Annotated in this window: 22 protein-coding genes and 1 pseudogene; 13 read left to right on the plus strand and 10 right to left on the minus strand. The window is 72.6% G+C overall.

All coding sequences use genetic code 11. The features are described from left to right. From UW392_RS45585 to UW392_RS45595, 3 genes are all read right to left on the minus strand, one after another. Positions 1–921, minus strand: a complete 921-nt coding sequence (locus tag UW392_RS45585; RefSeq protein WP_320781223.1) for a hypothetical protein — start codon at positions 919–921, stop codon at positions 1–3. A gap of 726 nt (positions 922–1647) precedes the next feature. Further along, positions 1648–2127 carry an ATP-binding protein gene (locus UW392_RS45590; RefSeq protein WP_320781224.1) on the minus strand — a complete coding sequence of 160 codons (480 nt, stop codon included), beginning with the start codon at positions 2125–2127 and terminating at the stop codon, positions 1648–1650. 229 nt (positions 2128–2356) lie between these two features. Continuing rightward, positions 2357–2680, minus strand: coding sequence for a hypothetical protein (locus UW392_RS45595; RefSeq protein WP_320781225.1), 324 nt, complete (start codon positions 2678–2680; stop codon positions 2357–2359). Between the two features lie 215 nt (positions 2681–2895). On the opposite strand from UW392_RS45595, the gene UW392_RS45600 reads away from it, so the two are divergent. Together UW392_RS45600 and UW392_RS45605 are read left to right on the plus strand one after the other, a co-directional pair. Next, positions 2896–3126 carry a hypothetical protein gene (locus tag UW392_RS45600; RefSeq protein ID WP_320781226.1) on the plus strand — a complete coding sequence of 77 codons (231 nt, stop codon included), beginning with the start codon at positions 2896–2898 and terminating at the stop codon, positions 3124–3126. A 228-nt stretch (positions 3127–3354) separates the two neighbouring features. Further along, entirely contained in the window at positions 3355–3549 is a 195-nt protein-coding gene (locus UW392_RS45605) for a hypothetical protein (protein WP_320781227.1), read from the plus strand. Between the two features lie 104 nt (positions 3550–3653). Here the strand turns inward: UW392_RS45605 and UW392_RS45610 are convergent, their stop codons facing one another. Continuing rightward, the gene (locus tag UW392_RS45610; RefSeq protein ID WP_320781228.1) at positions 3654–5324 is read right to left on the minus strand and encodes a penicillin-binding transpeptidase domain-containing protein; all 1671 of its coding nucleotides are present in this window, start codon (positions 5322–5324) and stop codon (positions 3654–3656) included. Between the two features lie 56 nt (positions 5325–5380). Further along, on the minus strand, positions 5381–6325 hold the full coding sequence (bla, locus tag UW392_RS45615; RefSeq protein ID WP_320781229.1) for a class A beta-lactamase: 945 nt from the start codon (positions 6323–6325) through the stop codon (positions 5381–5383). Positions 6326–6504: 179 nt separating this feature from the next. Between bla and UW392_RS45620 the strand changes: the two genes are divergently transcribed. The 6 genes and pseudogenes from UW392_RS45620 to UW392_RS45645 form a co-directional block, all read left to right on the plus strand. After that, on the plus strand, positions 6505–7425 hold the full coding sequence (locus UW392_RS45620; RefSeq protein ID WP_320781243.1) for a LysR family transcriptional regulator: 921 nt from the start codon (positions 6505–6507) through the stop codon (positions 7423–7425). Continuing rightward, positions 7422–8324, plus strand: coding sequence for a serine hydrolase (locus tag UW392_RS45625; protein ID WP_320781230.1), 903 nt, complete (start codon positions 7422–7424; stop codon positions 8322–8324). The genes UW392_RS45620 and UW392_RS45625 overlap by 4 nt, the downstream gene beginning before the upstream one ends. Positions 8325–8453: 129 nt before the next feature. Beyond that, positions 8454–9491, plus strand: a complete 1038-nt coding sequence (locus tag UW392_RS45630; RefSeq protein WP_320781231.1) for an alcohol dehydrogenase catalytic domain-containing protein — start codon at positions 8454–8456, stop codon at positions 9489–9491. A gap of 116 nt (positions 9492–9607) precedes the next feature. Continuing rightward, complete coding sequence (locus UW392_RS45635; protein WP_320781232.1) at positions 9608–10342, plus strand: TetR family transcriptional regulator; 735 nt, start codon at positions 9608–9610, stop codon at positions 10340–10342. 103 nt (positions 10343–10445) lie between these two features. Beyond that, positions 10446–12071, plus strand: coding sequence for an MDR family MFS transporter (locus UW392_RS45640; protein ID WP_320781244.1), 1626 nt, complete (start codon positions 10446–10448; stop codon positions 12069–12071). Positions 12072–12343: 272 nt separating this feature from the next. Continuing rightward, positions 12344–12553 (plus strand): annotated as a pseudogene (locus UW392_RS45645) (cellulose binding domain-containing protein); the annotation flags it as partial. A 117-nt stretch (positions 12554–12670) separates the two neighbouring features. Here the strand turns inward: UW392_RS45645 and UW392_RS45650 are convergent. Both UW392_RS45650 and UW392_RS45655 read right to left on the minus strand, forming a co-directional pair. Next, entirely contained in the window at positions 12671–12877 is a 207-nt protein-coding gene (locus UW392_RS45650) for a ferredoxin (RefSeq protein WP_320781245.1), read from the minus strand. Between the two features lie 18 nt (positions 12878–12895). Further along, positions 12896–14092 carry a cytochrome P450 gene (locus UW392_RS45655; protein WP_414497388.1) on the minus strand — a complete coding sequence of 399 codons (1197 nt, stop codon included), beginning with the start codon at positions 14090–14092 and terminating at the stop codon, positions 12896–12898. 300 nt (positions 14093–14392) lie between these two features. Here UW392_RS45655 and UW392_RS45660 point away from each other — a divergent pair, with 300 nt between their 5' ends. Next, entirely contained in the window at positions 14393–14701 is a 309-nt protein-coding gene (locus UW392_RS45660; protein WP_320781234.1) for a GNAT family N-acetyltransferase, read from the plus strand. Positions 14702–14755: 54 nt separating this feature from the next. Here the strand turns inward: UW392_RS45660 and UW392_RS45665 are convergent, their stop codons facing one another. After that, positions 14756–15976 (minus strand): spore photoproduct lyase family protein, encoded by a 1221-nt coding sequence (locus UW392_RS45665; RefSeq protein ID WP_320781235.1) that lies wholly within the window; start codon positions 15974–15976, stop codon positions 14756–14758. 359 nt (positions 15977–16335) lie between these two features. On the opposite strand from UW392_RS45665, the gene UW392_RS45670 reads away from it, so the two are divergent. Both UW392_RS45670 and UW392_RS45675 read left to right on the plus strand, forming a co-directional pair. After that, on the plus strand, positions 16336–16779 hold the full coding sequence (locus tag UW392_RS45670) for a MarR family winged helix-turn-helix transcriptional regulator (RefSeq protein WP_320781246.1): 444 nt from the start codon (positions 16336–16338) through the stop codon (positions 16777–16779). A 245-nt stretch (positions 16780–17024) separates the two neighbouring features. Then, positions 17025–19148, plus strand: coding sequence for an MMPL family transporter (locus UW392_RS45675; RefSeq protein WP_320781236.1), 2124 nt, complete (start codon positions 17025–17027; stop codon positions 19146–19148). 66 nt (positions 19149–19214) lie between these two features. Here UW392_RS45675 and UW392_RS45680 read toward each other — a convergent pair whose 3' ends face one another. Together UW392_RS45680 and UW392_RS45685 are read right to left on the minus strand one after the other, a co-directional pair. Further along, complete coding sequence (locus UW392_RS45680; RefSeq protein ID WP_320781237.1) at positions 19215–19556, minus strand: antibiotic biosynthesis monooxygenase; 342 nt, start codon at positions 19554–19556, stop codon at positions 19215–19217. 44 nt (positions 19557–19600) lie between these two features. Then, positions 19601–19894 carry a zinc-ribbon domain-containing protein gene (locus UW392_RS45685; protein WP_320781238.1) on the minus strand — a complete coding sequence of 98 codons (294 nt, stop codon included), beginning with the start codon at positions 19892–19894 and terminating at the stop codon, positions 19601–19603. A gap of 616 nt (positions 19895–20510) precedes the next feature. On the opposite strand from UW392_RS45685, the gene UW392_RS45690 reads away from it, so the two are divergent. Next, positions 20511–20750, plus strand: coding sequence for a hypothetical protein (locus tag UW392_RS45690; RefSeq protein ID WP_320781239.1), 240 nt, complete (start codon positions 20511–20513; stop codon positions 20748–20750). Between the two features lie 15 nt (positions 20751–20765). Beyond that, the coding region (locus UW392_RS45695) for a helix-turn-helix transcriptional regulator (protein WP_320781240.1) at positions 20766–21121 on the plus strand (356 nt) is incomplete at its 3' end.

The raw sequence follows: 21121 nt of genomic DNA on the forward strand, positions 1-21121 counted from the left end.
TCAGGCGAGACGGCCGGCGACGGCCGCCTCGCCGTCCACCCGTCCGCCGCGCCCGTCCGCCGCGTCGCGGTCGGCCAGGACGTCGTTCACCCGCACCACGGCCCGCAGCAGCGGCATGTCCAGGCTGATGGAGTCGGCGAGCCCGAGGAACCCCTGGGTGTCCTTGGGCAGACACACACCGCCGTACGGAGCACCGCCCTTGATGCCGTAGTACGGGTTGTAGGACCCCTCGGCCGAGCGTGCGACGGTCTGCGCGATCGGGTCGAGATCCAGCCCGAGCGCCTGGCTGACCAGCCACATCTCGTTCCAGAAGCTGATCTTCGTGGCGTTGAAGATGTTGTGCGCGCACTTGACCAGCTCGGCCTCCGCCGGGTCGCCGAAGGTGCGCAGCTCCCCGCCGAACGGCGCCAGCAGCGCGGTGAGCCGCTCCACGGTGCGGGTGCTGCGGGAGGCGATCACGGTCATCCAGGGATGCATGAAGTCCTCGACCGCGGAGGCGGCCCGCAGGAACTCGGGGTTGCTGGCGAGCTGGAACTCCTCGCCCAGGGTTTTCCCCGAGTGCTTCTCCAGCAGCGGCTGCACGAGTGACTCGGTGGTGCCGGGCGGAACGGTGCTGCGCACGACGACCACGTGGACGCCGGAGGCCGCCCCCAGGGCCTTGCCGACCGCGGTCGTGCCGTCCTCGAACGCCGTGAGGTCATAGCGGTGCCCCACATTGGGCGTGGGGAGAGTGAGGAAGACGAACGAGTCCGGTTCGTCCTCCAGATCGAGAGTGTCCCGCGCGTCCAGCCCCAGGGAACGCAGGTAGTCCACCCTCCGGTGAGCGATGTCGATGAAGGTCACCTCGTGCCCGGCGTGCAGGAATCCCTTTCCGGTGGCCGTTCCGACGACGCCGGAACCCACGATGAAAATGCGAGCCATATGGCAGGCCTTTCGTTGAATGTGCGCGCTACCGCGACCCTCACGCGGTAGGGGAAAAAGATGTGAGGCGTATCGACCTGGCCCGCGCCGAACGGCACCGGACGGTAATACGGAAAGAATGAGCCGCCGGCCCGAAGGCGTGCTGCCGAAAGGCATGGCGGACGGCACCACTGCCGGTGCCGGCATCGGCCTCTCCCCCCTGCTCCGCCCGGTCGCCGGACCGACGACGACCGGTGCATCAGGTCCGTAATGGCCTGCTCACGGCATGTCTGCTGTCCGTACGGCCACCTGCCCGGACGACATCCGGGCAGGCCGCTGACGGACAGGCCCGTGCCCCTTACGGACCCCCCCTTTACGCCCCTCCGCGGTCCTCGCGCGAACTGCTGACTGCGCTGACTGAGCGACCGCCACTGAATGACAGTACAGAAGCTCCCGACAACGACGCCGGTATATCGCCTGCCGCTGCCGGCGCCGCGCCGCGCCCGGCCGGACGTCGCTGTTCTGCGGAAAAGCGAAATACGGACGAGTAGGGCGAGCGTTTACGTGGCCCGCTCCCAGGTAAAGCGCCGGGAGGAGGTTGGCCGGAATCCGGGCAGTGTCCCGTGTGAAAGAGCCTCATGGGTGCCGGAAAAGCACGGCAGACGCAGAGGTCAGGGAAGACCGTTCACGCCACAGCGGACACAGGGCCGCGGAGTGCGGCGGGCGTGCGCGGGACCGGGGCGGGGATCAGGACGGGCGGCTGTCGGTGCCGCCGTCGTCCGAGGGATCCAGCAGCGCGATGCGGGCGGTGACGCGCTTGCCGGGCGGCTCCTGCCGGACCTCCAGGCTGTGGGAGACGGCCATCACGATCTCCAGGCCGTGCTGGCCCACCCGGCCGGGGTCGGCGGCCCGGGCCACGGGCAGCACGGGATCGCTGTCCCAGACGGCCACTTCCACCAGTTCACCGATGACGCCCAGCTCCAGCAGCACCGGGCCGGGCGCGTACTTGCGGGCGTTGGTGACCAGCTCGCTGACCACCAGCCGGGTGACGTCCATGGCCCGCGGTGACACGGTCAGCCCGTGCTCGCTCTGCACCTGCTCCAGGAAGTCGCCCGCGATGCCCCGTGCCGTCGCGATGCACGTGCCGTCACCGTCCAGTGCCGCCGATACGTGCGGGCGCCCAGGCCTGGAAGCCATGCGGCCCTCGCCGAGGGGAACGGGCTCCATGCGGACCGCCTTCACCTTCTGTTCGCTGTGCTCTACGGGTACCCGCAGGATCGCCGTACACGTACTCCCTCACGCCACGCAGAGCCGTTGGCCGGAACTTCGCGCAACGTCGACCAAGGAAGTATGACGGACGGTGTCGATCGTGCGCGAAATGTTGCCGACCCCGGCCCCGTCCGACGGGTCGGAAGTGCCGGGGCGGCACGTCCCGCACCCACGGCCGCGGACCGGCTCATTCGCCGCCCGTGCCCGTGCCCGTGCCGGTGTCGGCGTCTTCGATGACGAGGCGGTCCAGGACGGCGGGGAGCGTGCCGAGCCTGCCGTCCCCGGCGTCGAGGACGCGCGCGAGGAGGGGCAGCGAGAAGAGCTGGCCGCCGAAGGGGTTGACGAGGACGCCGATGACGGGCAGCGAACTGAAGATGCCGGCATCGGCCTCCACGGTCCTGGTCCGCTTCCCGGCCACTGCGGGGCCCGTATCGGCGTGTGCCGTCCCGGGCACGGTCAGGGCCGTACCGAGGGCGGCGAGGACGGCCAGTACGCGCTTGGTGTCGTTCATGGGCTGTGAACGGCTCCGTGACGGCCGCGGTTACTGAGGACGCGTCACATGGTCGACCCGGTCCGTCGGCGCCGGGCGGGTGGCCGGTCCCTCCGGTTTCTGGCCCAGGAGAGTGGTGCGGGCGCCGGTGCCGGTCCTGCCCGGTGCGCGCGTGGCAAGCATCTGGGGGGCCGCTCCCGAGAGCGGTCCGCTGCCGACAGAGAGAGGTGTGAGACATGCGTCGTACCGCGACCGTGCTGCTGAGCATCGTTGCCCTCGGCCTGGCCTTCCCGGCCCAGGCCGCCTTCGCCGACGACGGTCCGTGGGCGCTGGAGGACCCCGCGATCAACGGTGATTACCGGGACCTCCAGGTGGGCGAGGGCGGCGGCGCCCTCGGCGAGTCGGGTGTGTCCGCGAGCGGTGAGATCTACAACGGGATCCTCACCGGCTTCAACCACCCCGCCTAGCCCGCGCGAGCCGTCCCGGTGAGCGCTATACCGGTCCCGGTGCCGTACTGACGGCGGCACCGGGACCGGTGCGTCGGCCCGTGGTGGGCGGGGGATCGTTTCGGCGCCCACGTTCGGGTGACGGTGCGCCTATACGGGTGAAGCGGTGGGCAGCTAGGCAGCGATCTGAAGCCAGCCCGTCGGCCTTCGGGACGTGTGCCCGGGGGTGGACAGACACAGGAGATGTCCATGCGCCGTATCGCTGCCGTCGCTTTCGGAGTGACCGTACTCGTGGGGGTCGCGGCCCCGTCCGCCGGCGCGGTCCCGGACCCCGCCGCAGCCATCACCTGCCTGACCCAGGCCTCGGCCGACCTGACCGCCCTCGTCGACCCCGCCGCCCTCACCGAGACACCGGGCATGGCCACCACCTGTCTCGCTCCCTGAACCGGCGGCATCCGGCGGCGAACGGCGGCTGAGCACCCCGCCGGGACGTGGTCACCCGCGGGCCGACGACGCGATGGAAGTCGCGTCGCCGGCCCGTCGGCGGTTCAGGACGGGTCCGCGGTGACCTCGCGCAACAGCGCGCGGACCACGGGGCCGGCGGACGCGTCGCCGGAGCCGCCCCGCTCGACGACGCAGGCGACGGCGACACCGCCGCGGTGGGCGACGAGCCAGCCGTTGTCGGGGTCGTCCTCGTTCACCTCGGCCGTCCCCGTCTTGGCGCCGATGTCGCCGGGCAGACCCGCGAGGACCGCCGCCGTGCCGTCGGTGACGGTGCCGCGCAGCATCTCCCGCAGCCGGGCGACCACCGTGCCGGGCAGGCCGGTGGTCCCCGTCGTCTCCCCGCCGCGTGAGCCGCCCGGGTCGCCCCGGACCAGCGAGGGCCGGCGGAAGGTCCCGGTGACCGCGGTCGCCGTCACGGACGCCATGTGCAGCGGGCTGGCCAGCACCCGGCCCTGTCCGATCATCGAGGCGGCCTTCTCCGCCTCGTCCCCGGGCACGGGGACCGACCCGTCGTACGACGGGACGCCGATGTGCCACTCCTGGCCGAGGCCGAAGTACTCCTTCGCCACCTCACCCAGCTCACCGTCGCCGAGCTCCCCGCGCAGACCGATGAACGCCGTGTTGCACGACTCGGTGAAGGCTTCGCGGAACGTGGCACCGCGGTGCTCGGACCTCCCCGCGTTCTCGAACCGCTTGCCGACGGTGAGGTACTTCGGGCAGTCCACCACGTCGTCCGGCCCGACGGCGCCCCCGAGCAGCAGCGCGGCACTGGTGACGATCTTGAAGGTGGAGCCCGGTGCGTAGCCGCCGGACACGGCGCGGTTGAAGCCGGACGCGGGGGAGTTCGCCACGGCGACGATCTCGCCGTCGTCCACCCGCAGGGCGACGACCGCGGCGTTCCGCCCCTCGGCCCAGGTGGCGAGGGCCTCCTCGGCGGCCCGCTGCCACTCCGCGTCGATCGTGGTGGTGACCGGCCCGTCGCCGGGGCGGTCCGTGCCGAAGGTGGCCTCCGTCGCGGTGACCGTCCCGGTGGCCCGGTCGACCCGGTGGATCGCGCCCCGCGGACCGACTCCGGCCGCGGCGGACAGCTGGACCAGCACCGGACTCAGAGAGGGGTGCTCGGCACCGGACAGCGGCGCGCCCTCCCGGTCGGTGAACCCGGCGAGGGGGGTGTCCTCGCGCTCCAGGCGGAACTTCTGCGTGACGCTCAGTTCCGGGTGGACGAGGGACGGGTCCCAGCGCACCTCCCAGCCGCCGCCGTCCCGCTCGCGCAGGGCGAGCCCGGACTCGTACGTCCAGGTGCCCAGGCCCGTGACGGGCATCCGCGCGGTGAAGGGGACGCGCACCTCGCCGGCCGCCGCTGCCCCGCCGCCGACGGTGGCGGCGGCCGGAACGAGGGCCGGATCCTCGATCTCCAGACCCTCCGTGAAACCGCGCAGGACCCGTTCAGCCTCCCGCGGGTCGGAGGTGAGCGCCGCCGCCTCGGGCAGGCGGCCCGCGGCCCACTCCCCGAGGAAGGCGTGCGCCCGGGCGGTCGCCGCGGGATCGGGCCCCGGCGGTCCGGGGGCGAAGGGGCCCAGCCCGGCGGTGTGGGCCACGCCCGCGGCGACGGTGAGCACCACTCCCGTCGCCAGGGCCGCACGGACCCTCCCGCCGCGGCTGCGGGACCTGACGGACCGGCCCGGGTGGCGGGCCGGGTGATCCAAGTGCCTCATGGCGTCCTCGATCCGTGCCGTACGTACGGGAGTCCTGGTGACCGGGTCCGCCGGCCCTACGTCAGCGCGTCCGCGACCACCGACGCGGCCTCCGCGATCAGGGCGTCGTCGTACTCGGCGTCCTCGTCGTGGCGGTTCGACATGATCGACATCACGATCGGGGCGGTGCCGGGCGGCCACACCACGGCGATGTCGTTGCGCGTCCCGTAGGTGCCTCCGGCGCCGGTCTTGTCGCCGACGACCCAGTCCCCGGGCACGCCCGCCCGGATGAGGCCCGCTCCGGTGGTGTTGGTCCGCAGCCAGTGGGTGAGCCGGTCCCGTTCGCCCTTGCCGAGGGCGTCGCCGAGGACGAAGGCGCGCAGGTCCTCGGTGAACGCGCGCGGCGTGGTCGTGTCGCGGGTCTCGCCCGGGGCCCAGTCGTTCAGTCCGGGCTCCTCGCGTTCCATCCGGGTCACGTCGTCCCCGAGCTCCTCCAGCACGGCGTCGAGTCCCGCCGGGCCGCCGAGCTCGTCGAACAGGAGGTTGGCCGCGGTGTTGTCGCTGTACCGGACGGCGGCGTCGCACAGTTCGCCCAGGGTCATCCCCGTGCCGACGTGCTTCTCGGTGACGGGCGAGTACGCGGCGAGGTCGTCCTCCGTGTACGTGATCCGCTCGTCCAGCCCCGCCAGGGAGCGCTCGCGCAGCACGGCTCCCGCCGCCAGCGCCTTGAAGGTGGAGGCGTAGGCGAACCGTTCGTCCTCGTGGTGGGCGACCTCCTGCCCGGTGCCGGTGTGGACCGCGTGGACGCCGAGCCGGGCGTCGTACTCGCGCTCGAGTTCCGCCAGTTCGCGGGAGACGGACGCCGACGGCGCACCGCTCGCCCGCACCGGCGCGTCGGCCGTGGTGCGGGCCGGTGCAGCGGCGGCCTCCGGGTCCCCCTGGCCGCATGCGGTGAGCGCCCCGGCGGCGACGAGCGGGGTCAGCAGGGTCGCGACGAGTCGCCGCGCGCGTGTGTCGTGCATGGTCAGCACCTCCGGACGGGCCCCGCCGGGCACGCCCGGGAGGGCGCCGCGGGGCCGGATCGTGTGGTTCGTCCACCCTCACGTCCCGACCGTCATACGGTCCAATACGCTGAAGTCCTTCTTCATGCTGTTCCGGCATGGACCGGCCGGGGCAGCACAACCGACACGGGGCGGGGATCGTGGATCTGGTGGCGGCGTGCCGTGCGTTCGTGAGCGTCGGCGAGCGCGGCAGTTTCACCGTCGGCGCGGCCGCCGCGGGCATGTCCCAGCCGGTGGCGAGCCGCCGGGTCGCCGCGCTCGAACGGCGCCTGGGCGAGCAGCTCTTCGAGCGGACGTCGCGGCGGGCCGTGCTCACCCCCTTCGGCCGGGAACTGCTCCCGCCGGCCCGGCGCCTCGTACAGGCGGCCGAGGTGCTGGAGCAGGACGCGGTCTCCGCCCGGCGGAAACCCTGGCGGCTCGCCGTGCCCGACACCTGCTCGACGCGCGACCTCGCCCGCCTGGTCGCCGAGGCGAAGGAGCACGGGATCGTGCTCGACCTCCGTGTCGTCGGGACACCGGCGCGCCGGGCCGAGCTCGTCCACACCGAGCAGGTGCGCGCCGCCCTGCTCGCCGTGGCGCCGGACGAGGCGACGTGGTCGGTGCCGCTCGGGCTGGCCGGCGCACGGGACCCGGGCGTGCGGCGCCTGTACGTGGAGACGCTGCGGGTCGGGCGCGCGGGCCGCGCGTCGGCCGACCGCCCGCGCCGGATCTGGATCCAGCCGGAGGACGACGTGCCGCACATCCGCGACCCGCTGACGCGCCTGCGCGACGCGGTGGGGCTCGCCCCGGCACAGCTCGTGGTCGCGGCCGACCTCACGACCGCCGCGGCGGAGGCCCTGTCCTCGGACGACGTCCTGCTCTGCTCGCCGGCCCAGGCGACCGGACTCGGCCTGCACTGGCGTCCCGTCGGCGAGATCACTCCGGTCCGGGGGTTCGCCCTGTCCGCGGCCGCCACGGGTGATCCCCGGCGCATCCGGGAACGCCTCGGCGAGGCCGTGGCCCGCTGCCTCGGCGCCGCCCCCGACCCGGCGCCGTCCCCGGCGGGCGGAGCACCGGCATGAGGACCGAGGCGCTCCTGCGCGACCTGCGCCGGCGGCTGGAGGAGGGCGGCCTGCACGCGAGCCTGCTCGTCCGGGACCTGGGCACGGGGGAGGAGCTCGGCATCGACCCCGATCTCCAGCTGCCCTCCGCCTCCCTGGTCAAGGTCCCGCTGGCACTGGCGACGGCGGAGCGCGTCCGGCGCGGCGAACTCGACGGCGCGGACGTGCTCGACGTCGCACCCGGCCGGATCACCACCCCCGGCCCCACCGGTATCAGCCGGTTCCGGCACCCGGTCCGCATCGCGGTCGACGACCTGCTCTACCTCAGCACCTGCGTGAGCGACGGGACGGCCGCCGACGCCCTGTTCGCCCTCACCCCGCCCGCCCGGGTCGCCGGCATCCTCGGCGAACTCGGCATCCACGGCATCTCGGTCCGCCACACCGTGCAAGAGCTGAGCGACACTCCCGTGGAGCGCTTCGCCCCCGAGGAGGCGCACCTCGCCCACGCCCTCGCCGTCGACGCGGGGACGAGCGGCCGCGGACACCGGGTGCCGCAGCTCGACGTCACCCGCGCCAGCAGCGGCAGCGCCCGCGCCTGGGCGGATCTGCTCCAGGCGCTGTGGACCCCGTCGGCGGTCCACCCGGAGGTGGCCGCCCGCGTGCGCTCCCTCATGGCGGACAACCTGCTGCGCCACCGGCTCGCCCCCGATTTCACCTCCGACGCCTCCACCTGGTCCTCCAAGACCGGCACCCTCCTCAATCTGCGCCATGAGGTGGGCGTCGTCGAGCACGCCGACGGCCAGTCCTTCGCCGTCGCGGTCCTCACCGAGTCACGCGTGCCCGCCGGCGCCCAACCCGGCGCGGAGGCACTGATGGCCGAGGTGGCCCGGACCCTGCGCGACCGCCTCCGGCAGGGATGACGCTTCGGCCGGGTGCGCCGCGTGTTCACCCGGGCCGCCGAACATGGCGTGGTCACGGGCGCGGAACGGCTCCGTTCCGGCGGGCCCACGCGAAGATCGTGGCGTACCCCGGAGAGAGTGAGACGGCCGATGCGCGCCACGTTCCTGTACGAAGCCGGCGACGTGCGCGTCGAGGACGCGCCGGACCCGGTCGTCGAGCAGCCCACCGACGCGGTCGTGCGCGTGGTGCGTGCCTGCGTGTGCGGCAGCGACCTGCACCCGTACCACACCATGGCCGCCGCCGACGGACCCGCGCCGATGGGGCACGAGTTCCTCGGCGTCGTGGAGGAACTCGGCTCGGAGGTCTCCGGTCTCCACCGCGGTGACCTGGTCGTCTCCCCGTTCAGCTACGCGGACAACACCTGTGAGTACTGCCGGGAGGGCCTGCAGACCTCCTGTCCGCGCGGCGGTTTCTACGGTCGCGAGGGCGTCGGTGGTGCCCAGGCCGAGGCCGTCCGGGTCCCGCAGGCCCAGGGAACCTTGGTGAAACTGCCCGTCAGGGAGGACTCGGAGCTGCTGCCGGCGCTGCTGACCCTGGCCGACGTGTACGGCACCGGCTACCACGCCGCGCACCGGGCCGGGGTCCGCCCCGGGCACACGGTCACCGTCATCGGTGACGGCGCCGTCGGCCTGCTCGCCGTCCTGTCCGCGAAGCAGCTCGGCGCGGAGCGCATCATCCTGATGGGCCGTCACCAGGTCCGCACCGACCTCGGCCGCCGGTTCGGCGCCACCGATGTCGTACCCGAGCGGGGCGAGGAAGGCATCGCGAAGGTCCGTGAGCTGACCGGCGGCCACGGCACCCGCGCCGTGCTGGAGGCCGTGGGCCACATGCCCGCCTACGAGATGGCCGTCGGCGCCGTCCGTGCCGGTGGCGTGATCAGCAGGGTGGGCGCACCGCAGTACGAGGACGCACCCGTCGGCTTCGGCAGCCTCTTCGGCCCGAACATCACGCTGACCGGCGGCCCGGCCCCGGTGCGCGCCTACATCGACGAACTGCTGCCCGCCGTCCTGGACGGCACGGTCGAGCCCGGACGCGTCTTCGACCGGACCGTCCCGCTGGACGAGGTGCCCGAGGGGTACGGGGCGATGGACCGGCGCGAGGCGCTGAAGGTGCTCGTCGTTCCCTGACGCGCGCTGTCGTGCCGACGCGGAGGCGCAACTGTGCCCTTGGGGCAGCACGGTCAAACATCTGTTCACCAGGGCGCCGGTAAATCATTTTTGCAGAGCGTGCAGTTTTGCATAGCATGCACCTCATGGTGGAGAAGCGAGCCGCGGGCGGCGGGCTGCGGGAGCGGAAGAAGCGGGCCACGCGCGCCGCCCTCGCGGAGGCCGCGGTGCGTCTCGCCGCCGAACACGGGGCGGACCACGTCACGGTCGAGGCCATCAGCGCCGCGGCCGGGGTCTCCCCGAGGACCTTCTTCAACTACTTCGACACCCGCGACGACGCCTTCCTCGCGATCGGCCCCGATGTCGGTGAGCGCGTACGGCAGGCCGTACAGCACGCGCCGGCCGAGCTGTCCGCGCTGGAGGCCGTACGCGAGGCCCTCGCCGTGGAGTTGCGGGAGATCGAACGGCAGCACGGGCTGTGGAGCCTGCACTCCCGTGTGCTGCGCACCTCACCGCACCTGCTGGTCCGTCACCTCGGGGCGCACATGGCCGACGAGACCGGACTGGCCGAGGCGATCGCCCTGCGCGTCGGCCGCGGCCCCACGGCCCCGGGGTTCCCGGGGGGCACCAGGCCCCCGGCGGACGCGGACGAAGCGGACGACGGGAATACGGACGCGGGCGAATGCGGGGCCGAGGGCGACCGGCGCAGGGCGCTGGACCTGTACCCGCGCTTGCTGGCGGCCGTCGCCGGCACCGCGGTCCGGGTCAGCATCGAGCACTGGTGCTGCCGACAGGACGAACGCGCCTTCACCGAGGTCTTCCGGCAGGTCTTCGACCTGCTCGCCGCCGGACTGCCCGCGCCGGGCCGGTGACCACGCCCACGCCCGACCACCAGCACGTACCCACCTCCCACCCACTCCTGAAAGAGTTGCTGTGACAGCCACCCAGGCGCCCGACGCGGCGTCACCCACTGCCATGGACCACCGGCAGATACTCCAAGCCATGTCGGGCCTGATGGCCGGCATGTTCGTCGCCATCCTCGCCGGCACCGTCGTGGCCAACGCGCTGCCCACGATCACCACCGACCTGGGCGTCTCCCAGTCCGCGTACACCTGGATCATCACCTCGGAACTGCTGGCCATGACGGCCACCGTGCCGCTGTGGGGCAAGCTGTCCGACCTCTTCGACAAGAAGCTGATGCTTCAGCTCTCCCTCGTCATGTTCGTGGTGGGATCGCTGCTGGCGGGCTTCGCCAACGGTGCCGGCCTGCTGATCTTCAGCCGGGTGGTCCAGGGCATCGGCGCGGGTGGTCTGACCGCCCTGGCCCAGGTCGTGATGGCCGCGATGATCCCGCCGCGCAAGCTGGGCAAGTACGCCGGCATCTTCGGTGCCGTCTTCGCCGTCGGCACCGTGGCCGGACCCCTCATCGGCGGTGTCCTGGTGGACACCTCGTGGCTGGGCTGGCGCTGGTGCTTCTTCATCGGTGTGCCGTTCGCACTGCTGGCCATCTTCCTGCTGCAGCGCACCCTCAAGCTGCCCGACGTGCGCCGTGAGGCGAAGATCGACTGGGCGGGAGCCTTCCTGATCGTCGCGGGTGTCTGCGCGCTGCTCATCTGGATCTCGATGGCCGGCAACCAGTTCGACTGGGCCTCCTGGCAGACCGCGGCGCTCGTCTCCGGCGGCCTGATCCTGCTCGGCGCCGCGGTGGCCGTCGAGGCGCGGACCCCGGAGCCGGTCATCCCGCTGGACATCTTCCGCAACCGCACGGTCACGCTGACCACCGTCGCGAGCCTGCTGGTCGGTGTCGCCATGTTCGGCGGCACGGTCTTCCTCTCGCAGTACTTCCAGGTCGCCCTGGGCAAGACGCCGACGGTCGCGGGCCTGATGAGCCTGCCCATGATCGCCGGTCTGCTGGTCTCCTCCACCGTCGCCGGACAGCTGATCAGCAAGACCGGCAAGTGGAAGGTGTACCTGGTGGCGGGCGGTGTCCTCATGACCGTCGGCCTCGGGCTGCTGGCCACGATCGACCACGAGACGCACTTCGGCCTGCTCAGCATCTACATGGCCATCCTGGGTGTCGGCGTCGGCATGCTGATGCAGAACCTCGTGCTGGCCGCCCAGAACGACGTCCCGGCCGCCGAGCTGGGCGCCGCGACCTCGGTGCTGTCCTTCTTCCGCAGCATGGGCGGCACCATCGGCACCAGCGTCCTCGGCGCCATCCTCGCCAACCGGGTCGCCTCCGAGATCACCAAGGGCCTCGGCGGTGCGGGCGCCGCCGCGGAGGGCGGCTCGGGCGGCGGCCACGGAGCCGTCCCGGACATCAGCGCCCTGCCGGACCCGGTGCGCGAGATCATCCAGCACGCCTACGGGATCTCGACCGCCGACCTGTTCCTCTACGCCACGCCCTGCGCCCTGCTGGCGCTGATCACGGTGCTCTTCATCAAGGAGAAGCCGCTGAAGACCACCAGCGGCATGGAGCGGCTCGCCGAGGAGACCGGCGGCCCGACCGCCGCGCACGCCACGGACGCCGAGCCGGCCGTCCGTCCGTCGGGGGCCACCCTGACCAAGACGGACAACGACCCGGCGGCTCCGGTCGGCTGACCGGACCACGGCACGCACCACCGGACGCCGCCTCCTCGGACACGAGGGGGCGGCGTTCCGGCTTTCCGAGAAGCCGGACGCCGAAGGTTTCGGGGCCCAGCCCGAGCAGTCCCGTATACCCCCGCCGCCCCGAGCGACGGCTCCCTCCGGAACGCATATGACATGCTCATGGCTCATCTGACATAGCCGGGCGCGAGGCGGACGGGTGTCAGGGGGCGGTGACGGGTCCGGCGGAGCCGGCGGGGATCCGTGCGCGGCGCCAGTGAGTCAGGTGGACCGCGACCGTCACCGTGACTTCGCCGCAGAAGGTCTCCGCCACCTGGAACGGCAGCCCGAGCTGGGACGGCGGCGGCAACGTCATGACGATGCGGCCGAACGGCAACGGGAGCCTCGCGGCCGGGGCGTCGACCAGCTCCGGGTTCACCGTCATGAAGAACGGCAGCGCCGCGGCACCGGTGCTCGGAGCCTGCGCGGCCTCCTGAGCGGGCGTACGCCTCGCCGGGCCCGGTCCGGGTGCGTCCGGCCGGGTCGGGCGGGGCGTACCCGGACCGTCGCCCCGCCGACCGTCGGCCCGGACGGCCACCGGCTTCCGGCTTCCCTCACTCCTCCGGTACGGCCTCCGACACGGAGATGGCGCCGACCGGACAGGCCCGGGCCGCCTCCCGCGCCATCGGGTCACCGCCGCCGTCCTCCTTCCCGGCCACGAGCGTGCTGTACCCGTCGTCGTCCTGGGTGAAGACGCCCGGCGCGGCCAGGGCGCACTGGCCCGCGCCGATGCACAGGTCCTTGTCGATCTCGATGCGCAGTTGCATGGGGAGAGCCTTTTACCAAGTCACGGGGAGTTCCAGCATCCCCTGGATCGTGTCGCCGGGTTTGAAGGGAATGTCATCCGCGGGGACGGCGAGCCGCAGACCGGGCAGCCGCTCGAACAGGCGGGGCAGGGCGATCTCCAGCTCGGCGCGGGCGAGGTTCTGGCCCAGGCACTGGTGGATGCCGAAGCCGAAGGCGACGTGGTGCCGGGCCGGGCGGCGCCAGTCCAGGGCGTCGGGGTCGGGGTAGACGCCCTCGTCCCGGTTGATGACGGAGGTGGAGAAGACCACGCCGTCGCCGGCCCGGATGACCGTGCCGTCCACCTCGACGTCCTCGGTCGCCACCCGCAGCATCCCGTCCGCGATGGACAGCAGCCGCAGCAGCTCCTCGACGGCGGCGGGCAGCAGTGCGGGGTCGGCCCGCAGCTCGGCCAGCCGCTCGGGGTGCCGCAGCAGGGTGAAGGTGCCCAGCGAGATCATGTTCGCGGTCGTCTCGTGGCCCGCGACCAGCAGCACCAGCGCGAGGGTGACGAGTTCCTCCCGGTCCAGCTCCCCGGCCGCCAGTTGCTCGTGCACGAGGTCGTCCAGCACCCCGGTGCCGCGCTCCTTCTGCTTGTGGTCGATCAGCCCGTCGAGGTAGCCCTCCAGGTCCAGACGGGCCTGCTCCGTCTCGGCGACCGTCGGGCCGCGCAGCAGACGGTGCGACCGCGTCTCGAAGAACTCGTGGTCGGCGTACGGGACGCCCAGGAGTTCGCAGATCACCATCGACGGTACGGGCAGCGCGAAGGCGCCGACCAGCTCGGCGGGCGGTCCCTGCGCGACCATGGCGTCGAGCCGCTCGTCGACGATGCTCCGGATCCGCGGCCGCGTCTCGGTGGCGCGCTTGAGGGTGAAACTCGGCACCAGCATGCGCCGCTGGGTGTGGTGTTCGGGGTCGTCGACGCCCAGCAGGGCGGTCCTGCGGTCGCGCAGGGCCGCGAAGCGCGGGGTGGTCGACGGGAACCCGGGGCGGGTGCGGTCGGTGGACAGCCGCGGATCGGCGAGCAGGGCGCGGGCGGCCGCGTGCCCGCTGACCAGCCAGACCGGGCGGCCGTCGAACAGGGTGACGCGGGTCAACGGGCGGCCGGCGCGCAGCGGATCGTAGGCGGCGGGAGGGTGGTAGGGGCAGGTGCGGTCCTGGGGGAAGGCGACGGGTTCCGACAGGTGTGTCATGTCCGTCATGTCAGACCTCGCAGACGAAAGAGTGCATAGTGCCGATCCTCATTAGATGTCCGGGGTGTCCGGGCGACGACGCGAAGTTCGGCCAGATCAGTGCCGGGGGCGTGGTGCCGAACGGGGCGTGGGGGCACCGGAGTTCCGGCCGGGCGACGTCCCGGGAGTGGTCAGCCGCTCGTCGGCCGCCGCGATCGGCCGGCCTCGACCGGCCGGAAACCGACGCAGCCCCACCGGCCCCGCGCCCCGCGTCGGCGCTCGTACACTTGCGTGATCAGTTCAGGCAGGTAGGGAGAAGGCATGGCAATCGAAGTCACCGACGCCGCACAGCAGAGTCGTTACGAGGCCCGGATCGACGGTGACGCGGACGTCGCGGGCTTCGCCCAGTACATCCGTACCGCGGAGCTCATCGCCTTCGTCCACACGGAGGTCGACCCTCGGCACGAGGGCAAGGGTGTCGGATCCGCGCTGGTACGGGAGTCGCTCGACGAGGCCCGCGAGGCGGGGCTGAGGGTGCTGGCCACCTGCCCCTTCTACACCGCCTGGATCCACCGTCACCCCGACTACCAGCACCTGCTGTACCAGTCGCGCAGCACCGTCGTGGACTGAGACGGACGGACGGACGGGTCGGCCGGCCGGCGGCGTGGTGAGCGGGAGTGACGCTCAGAAGGCGTACCGGACACGCAGCCAGGGCGCGTGCAGGGAGATCAGCTCGCGGACGGTGCGTACCGCCTCGGCCTTGACGTTGTTGCGGTAGCGGACGTTGCGCGCGCCGTTCTGCGAGCGCTTGGCCTGCTGGATGTCGGGCTGCCACAGGACGTCCTCGGCGCGGGGGTGCCAGCCGAGGTTCACCTCGTGCAGTTCCCGGTTGTGGGTCAGCATGATCACCTCGGCGGCCGCCTGCCGCTTGACCCGGTCCGGCAGTACGTCGTCGAGGTGCTGGAGCAGTTCTGTCCAGGCGGCCTCCCAGCCGGGGCGCACGACCACGGGGGAGAGGTTGAAGTGCACCTCGTAACCGGCGTCCAGGAAGTCGGGTGCGGCGGCGATGCGTTCGGCGATCGGTGAGGTGCGCACGTCCAGCAGCTTGGAGTCGTCCGCGGGCATCAGGGAGAAGCGGATACGGGTCCGGCCGCGCGGATCGAGAGCGAGCAGGTCGGGATTGACGAACTTGGTGGCGAAGGACGCCTTCGCGGTCGGCCACTGCCGGAAGGCGTGCACGAGGTCCGCGGTGTTCTCGCAGACCAGGGCGTCCACCGAGCAGTCGCCGTTCTCCCCGATGTCGTACACCCAGGCCTCGGGGTCGCACTGGTTGGGCTCCGGCTTGGGCCCCTGGCGTACGACGTGGCGGCCCAGGTGGGCGATGATCTTGTCGATGTTGGTGAAGACGGTGATGGGGTTGGCGTAGCCCTTGCGGCGCGGTACGTAGCAGTAGGCGCAGGCCATGGCGCAGCCGTTGGAGAAGCCCGGCGCGATCCAGTCCGCGGACCGCCCGTTGGGCCGGGTGGTGAGGGTCTTCCGCTCGCCCAGGACGAGTGTCTCGCCCTTGACGCGCACCCACCGGTCGATGTTGCCCTCGTTGCCGTACAGCCCGGGGATGCTCCAGTGGGAGTCCACCTCGACCAGACGGACGCCGGGGAACCGCTCGATGACCTGCCGGCCGCGGGGCGAGGCGGCGGCCGCGGGCTCCGCGTAGATCACCCGCACCGGCAGCATGCGGCGCGCCGCGGGGGAGTCGCGGTGGAGCGGGCGGCCGGAGGGTGCGGAGTCGGCAGGCGCCGGGTGCGGGGGCGCGGCGGCCGTCGAGGGGGCGGCCGCGCCGGCGAGGGCGTCCAGGCCGAACAGGGTGTCGGAGGCGTCGTCCGGCGCGGCGGGCGGAGGGGACATGGGTGCTCCGGGGCGACTGGTACGGCGGGGCGGCGGGGTCGGCCGGGCTGCCGAGGAAACGGAAGCGGTTCCTCCATTGTACGCAATTCGGACACGGCGGTTGTTGGGGGCGGGGTGGGGGCGGGGCCCGCGGCCGGAGCGGAGCCGGAGGGAGCGCGAAGAGTCCGTCCTGTCCCTCTCGTCGTACGTCGACGACGGCGGGTGTCCCGAGGCCTGGGCCCTCCCGGCCGGAACACTAGACTGATCGCGTGGCCAGTGCAGAGGACCGGGAGAGCCCGGCGGGAGAGCGGGAGATGCGGGCGGAAGAACCCGGCCCGGAGGGGGAGTCCGGCCGGGCGGGCGCATCCGGCCGCACCGCGATGGCCGATCTCCAGTCCCTCGCCGTCCAGTTGCGGCGACTGAACGGTGAGGTCAACCGTCTCGTGCACGGCTTCGCCGGGGTGCAGGGCCTGCACGCCACGGACGTACAGGCGCTCGCGGCCATCCTGGACGCCGAGGAGCCGATGACGCCCGGCCGGCTGCGAGGTCATCTCGGACTCACCTCCGGTGCCGTCACGGCGTGCGTGGACCGGCTGGAGCGGGCCGGTCACATCCGGCGGGTCCGCGAGAGCGCCGACCGCAGGGTGGTCCACCTCTACTACGCGGCGGAGGCCAGGACGGCGGCCCGCTCGTACTTCCGTCCGCTCGCCGAGGCCGTGGACGCCGCCCGCTCCCGTTTCACCGAGGACGAGCTCGCGGTGGTGCTGCGCTTCCTCGCGGCGGTGAACGAGGACCTGTCGACGCTGCGACCGCCCGGCCACTGACCCGCTGGCCTCACTGACCCGCTGGCCTCGCTGGCCTCGCTGACCCGCTGGCCTCACTGGCCCGCTGGCCTTCTGGCCGCCATTCATCTCGGAGGAGCCCGCCGACGGGCGCACCGAACCCCCTGGGTCACTCACCCCCGGCCGACGTCTACCATGACCTCTCGATACCTCAATCATTGAGATTGTTTCTCTTTGAGAGATTGGGGTACCTGAGTCAGTCCTTCGTCCCTGCCCTCTGGAGAACCATGTCCCGCTCGCCCCGACGAATCCGTCTGCTCGTCCCCCTCGCTCTGCTGATCGCCTGGCTCGTCATGGGCGGGACCCTCGGGCCCTTCGCGGGCAAGCTCGGCGAGGTCGCCACCAACGACCAGGCGTCGTTCCTCCCGCGCAGCGCCGAATCCACGGAGGTCATCGACGAGCAGAAGGCCTTCCAGCAGGACGAGACCCTGCCGACCATCGTCGTCTGGACGGCGGAGTCCGAGGGCGGCAGCGTCTCGGCCGACCAGCGGGAGGCCGCCACCGGCGCCCTGTCCTCGCTCGCCGACGCACCGGGCGTGGTGGGGGAGGTGTCACCGGCCCTGCCCTCGGAGGACGGCGCGGCGCTCCAGGGCGTCGTCCAGCTCAGCCCGAACCTCGGGGACGAGCTGCAGGAGACGCTGGACTCGGTCCGCTCCGCCGCCCAACAGGTGCCCGGCACGACCGTCCACCTGGCCGGCCCCGCCGCGAGCCAGGCCGACCTGTCCGACGCCTTCGCGGGCATCGACGGACTGCTGCTCGCCGTGGCCCTGGCGGCCGTCCTCGTGATCCTGCTGCTGGTCTACCGCAGCGTCCTGCTGCCCTTCGTGATCATCATCAGCGCGGTCCTCGCGCTGGGTCTGGCCTGCGCGGTCGTCTACGCCCTCGCCGACCACGACGTCGTCCGCGTCGACGGACAGGTCCAGGGCATCCTCTCCATCCTCGTCATCGGGGCCGCCACCGACTACGCCCTGCTGCTGACCGCCCGTTACCGCGAGGAACTGGCCCGCGGGCACGAGCGGTACACCGCCGTGCGGGCCGCGCTGCGCGAGTCCTGGGGCGCCATCGTCGCCAGCGCCGCGACCGTCGCCCTCGGCCTGCTCGCCCTGCTGCTCAGCGACCTGACCAACAACCGCGCGCTCGGCCCCGTCGGCGCCATCGGCATCGTCTGCGCCGTCCTCAGCACGCTCACCTTCCTGCCGGCCGTCCTCGTCCTCCTCGGGCGCGCCGCCTACTGGCCCGCGAGGATCCGCCCCGCCGAGGCGGACGGCGCCGGACGCGGGCTGTGGCAGCGGACCGCGGACCTGGTCGACCGGGTCCCGCGCAGGATCTGGGCCCTGAGCCTCGCCGGGCTCCTCGCCTGCGCGGCCTTCGCGCCCACCCTCACCGCCAAGGGCGTCCCGCTCGACGAGACCTTCGTGGGCGACGCCCCGTCCGTCAGCGCCCAGCGTGCCCTCGGCGAGCACTTCCCCGCGGGCCAGGGCAACCCCGCCGTGGTCATCGCGAACGCCGACAGCCTGGACGAGGTCGTCGCCGCCGCCCAGGACACGGAGGGTGTCGCCTCGGCGGCCGCGGTGAGCGAGGGAGGCCGCCCCGGCGGCGACCCTCTGGTCGTCGACGGCCGGGTGCGCGTCGACGCCACCCTCGACTCCGCCGCCGACAGCGAGGCGGCCAAGGACACGGTCGCCCGCCTGCGCACCGCCGTCCACGAGGTGCCGGACGCCGGCGCGCTGGTCGGCGGCTACACGGCCCAGCAGTACGACACCCAGGAGACGGCCGCGGCCGACCGCACGCTGATCGTCCCCGTCGTGCTCGTCATCATCCTGCTCATCCTGGTCGGGCTGCTCCGCTCCCTGCTGATGCCCGTCCTGCTGGTGGCGACGGTGGCGCTCAACTTCCTCGCCACGCTGGGCGTCTCGGCCCTGGTCTTCCCCCTCTTCGGCTTCACGGGGACGGACGCGTCCGTGCCGCTGTACGGCTTCGTGTTCCTGGTGGCCCTGGGCGTGGACTACAACATCTTCCTGATGTCCCGGGTGCGGGAGGAGTCGCTGCGGCACGGGGTGCGCCAGGGCGTCCTGCGCGGCCTCGTCGCCACCGGCGGAGTGATCACGTCGGCCGGTGTGGTGCTCGCCGCGACCTTCACCGCCCTGGGGGTCATCCCGCTGGCGTTCCTGGCGCAGATCGCCTTCATCGTCGCCTTCGGCGTGCTGCTCGACACGCTCGTGGTGCGGTCCCTGCTGGTGCCCGCGCTGGTCCGGGACATCGGCCCGACCGCCTGGTGGCCGGGCCGGCTCAGCCGGGAACGGAAGGACGCCGGGCGCGCAGAGGAGACCACGGTGTCCGCGCGCACCTGACGGAACGGCAGTGGCCCGGCGCGCGCCCCCGCTTCCCGCGGGGGCGCGCGCCGGGCCACAGGTGCGTCAGGCCTGGCCGGACTCCCCCTTGGGGGCGGCCTGCTGCACCACGTCGAAGGACCACAGCGTGGACCCGCTGGCGGCCGGCTTGGGCTGCTCGCCGCCGCCCGCGCCACCGCCCTGGTGGGCGGACTTCATCGGACCCTCCATCCAGGCCTGGAAGGACTCCTCGTCACGCCACCGCGTGTAGACGAGGTAGCTGTCGGTGCCCTCGACCGGGCGGAGGAGCTCGAACCACTCGAATCCGTCGGAGTTCTCCACGGCGTGGGCGCGGGAGGCGAAGCGCTTCTCCAGCGTCTCGCGCTGTTCGGCGGGGACCGTCAGTACATTGATCTTGACTACGCTCATGGTGTCCATCTTGGCGCACGGCGCCCGGCGGGCGGCAGACGGGCTCAGGACCGGTACGGCTGCTGCTGCGGCTGACCGTACGGCCGGCCGCCCTGGCCGCCGCCCGCGCCCTGCCGCTGCAACTCCTCGGCCTGTTCCGCGGTCACCTTCTGCTCCGCGCCGCAGAAGGTGCACTGCGTCCGGTACTTGGTGGAGACCGGGAACAGGGGCACGAAGAACAGCGTGAACTTCGTGACGCGCTTGCGGAGCGTGTGCGCGGCGGGGTTGCCGCAGTTGCCGCACAGCAGCGTCAGGACGGCGAGCTGGTACAGGTATCCCTTGGTGCCGAAAATGATCATACTGTCGGTCCTTCCCGGGTCGGTGCCTGCCGACACGGTGCTCATGAGCGGCACGGCGTGGTCACCGGAACAGTGTCGTACGGGGCACGGCTGTTGCGCCGCCGTACGCGGTGTTGCCGGACGAAGGACGCGTGGCGTTGCCGGACGCAGGACGCAACGCTCCGTGGACGGCGGTGTCGAGTGCTTCCGGAGCGGGCGGTGAAGGGGATCGGGCAGGCTGTACGGGGGCCGGTCGGCGGCCTGTTCGACGGTGCGGACGTCCGGAGCGGACGAGTGCGACGTGTGCCGTGTTGCCGGACGGTGGCTGCAACGCTGATAGTCGACCCCGAGCTGAGTGAATGAGTGAGTGAATCGTTGAACGATTCCGGTTACTTGTTCGTTGTCCTTTGGCTAGGAATGTGGCTCACTCCGGTCGGGAAGCCGTTGCAGCGGCGACCCGGCCCGCACGACTCGAGCCCCCTGCGGTTTTACGCAGGGGGCTGGGTCGCATTGTGTGGGAACTTGTCACGCCATGTGTCCATAAGTCACGATGCAAGCAGGTGCTGCGCCCGGTTGCTGCAACAACCCGGCGGTCGACGGCGCCTGACCACAGGTCACCTAGCCAAAGGAGACGCTCGTGAAGAACATCGTGGGCTGCGCGCAACCCTCCGCCGGGCGGCGTTTCCGGCCGTCGCGGACCGTCATCGTCATCGTCCTGGTGAGCGCCGCCGTGTACGCGGCGGCGCGTGCGGGCGTACCGGTCGTCGTGGGCCTGCAGGGCGCGGCGGCCGTGCTGGGCGCCGTGGTGGCGGCCCGCAGGCTGGTCCTCGCGCTCCCCGAGGGCCGGCCGGTGTGGCTGCCCGGCTTCGGACGATAGCCGCCCGACCGGAAGATGACCACCGAAGCATCCGCGGCGGCGCGGCTCGCCCTCGAGCTGCGCCGCCTCCAGACACAGGCCGGCGGGCCGTCCCTGCGCCGTCTGGCCCAGGCGACGCACTACTCCCCGTCCACGCTGTCCCGCTACTTCTCCGCCAAGCAGTTCCCCTCCCTGGAGGTGACGCGCCGGCTGGCCGGGGCGCTCGGCGCCGGCCAGCCGGCCAGGAAGCACCTCGAGGGCCTCTGGCACGAGGCCGCCGGGGAACGGACCCGGGCACGCGCCGCGCGCGGCGGCGCGCCGGAACCGTTGGAGGGCGGCGGCCGCACCCCGCCCGACACCATCGAGACGCCCGGGGACCTCGCCGGGGCGCT

The sequence above is a fragment of the Streptomyces sp. CRN 30 genome (assembly GCF_034105845.1).

What these genes read in the sequence shown, in the direction of transcription:
- UW392_RS45635 (WP_320781232.1), top strand. Translation starts at nt 9,608, where the DNA reads ATGCACCTCATGGTGGAGAAGCGAGCCGCGGGCGGCGGGCTGCGGGAG.
- UW392_RS45630 (WP_320781231.1), top strand. Translation starts at nt 8,454, where the DNA reads ATGCGCGCCACGTTCCTGTACGAAGCCGGCGACGTGCGCGTCGAGGAC.
- UW392_RS45595 (WP_320781225.1), bottom strand. Translation starts at nt 2,680, where the DNA reads ATGAACGACACCAAGCGCGTACTGGCCGTCCTCGCCGCCCTCGGTACG.
- UW392_RS45680 (WP_320781237.1), bottom strand. Translation starts at nt 19,556, where the DNA reads ATGAGCGTAGTCAAGATCAATGTACTGACGGTCCCCGCCGAACAGCGC.
- UW392_RS45675 (WP_320781236.1), top strand. Translation starts at nt 17,025, where the DNA reads ATGTCCCGCTCGCCCCGACGAATCCGTCTGCTCGTCCCCCTCGCTCTG.
- UW392_RS45610 (WP_320781228.1), bottom strand. Translation starts at nt 5,324, where the DNA reads ATGAGGCACTTGGATCACCCGGCCCGCCACCCGGGCCGGTCCGTCAGG.
- UW392_RS45685 (WP_320781238.1), bottom strand. Translation starts at nt 19,894, where the DNA reads ATGATCATTTTCGGCACCAAGGGATACCTGTACCAGCTCGCCGTCCTG.
- bla (WP_320781229.1), bottom strand. Translation starts at nt 6,325, where the DNA reads ATGCACGACACACGCGCGCGGCGACTCGTCGCGACCCTGCTGACCCCG.
- UW392_RS45625 (WP_320781230.1), top strand. Translation starts at nt 7,422, where the DNA reads ATGAGGACCGAGGCGCTCCTGCGCGACCTGCGCCGGCGGCTGGAGGAG.
- UW392_RS45640 (WP_320781244.1), top strand. Translation starts at nt 10,446, where the DNA reads ATGGACCACCGGCAGATACTCCAAGCCATGTCGGGCCTGATGGCCGGC.
- UW392_RS45590 (WP_320781224.1), bottom strand. Translation starts at nt 2,127, where the DNA reads ATGGAGCCCGTTCCCCTCGGCGAGGGCCGCATGGCTTCCAGGCCTGGG.
- UW392_RS45585 (WP_320781223.1), bottom strand. Translation starts at nt 921, where the DNA reads ATGGCTCGCATTTTCATCGTGGGTTCCGGCGTCGTCGGAACGGCCACC.
- UW392_RS45600 (WP_320781226.1), top strand. Translation starts at nt 2,896, where the DNA reads ATGCGTCGTACCGCGACCGTGCTGCTGAGCATCGTTGCCCTCGGCCTG.
- UW392_RS45605 (WP_320781227.1), top strand. Translation starts at nt 3,355, where the DNA reads ATGCGCCGTATCGCTGCCGTCGCTTTCGGAGTGACCGTACTCGTGGGG.
- UW392_RS45670 (WP_320781246.1), top strand. Translation starts at nt 16,336, where the DNA reads ATGGCCGATCTCCAGTCCCTCGCCGTCCAGTTGCGGCGACTGAACGGT.
- UW392_RS45665 (WP_320781235.1), bottom strand. Translation starts at nt 15,976, where the DNA reads ATGTCCCCTCCGCCCGCCGCGCCGGACGACGCCTCCGACACCCTGTTC.
- UW392_RS45660 (WP_320781234.1), top strand. Translation starts at nt 14,393, where the DNA reads ATGGCAATCGAAGTCACCGACGCCGCACAGCAGAGTCGTTACGAGGCC.
- UW392_RS45655 (WP_414497388.1), bottom strand. Translation starts at nt 14,092, where the DNA reads ATGACACACCTGTCGGAACCCGTCGCCTTCCCCCAGGACCGCACCTGC.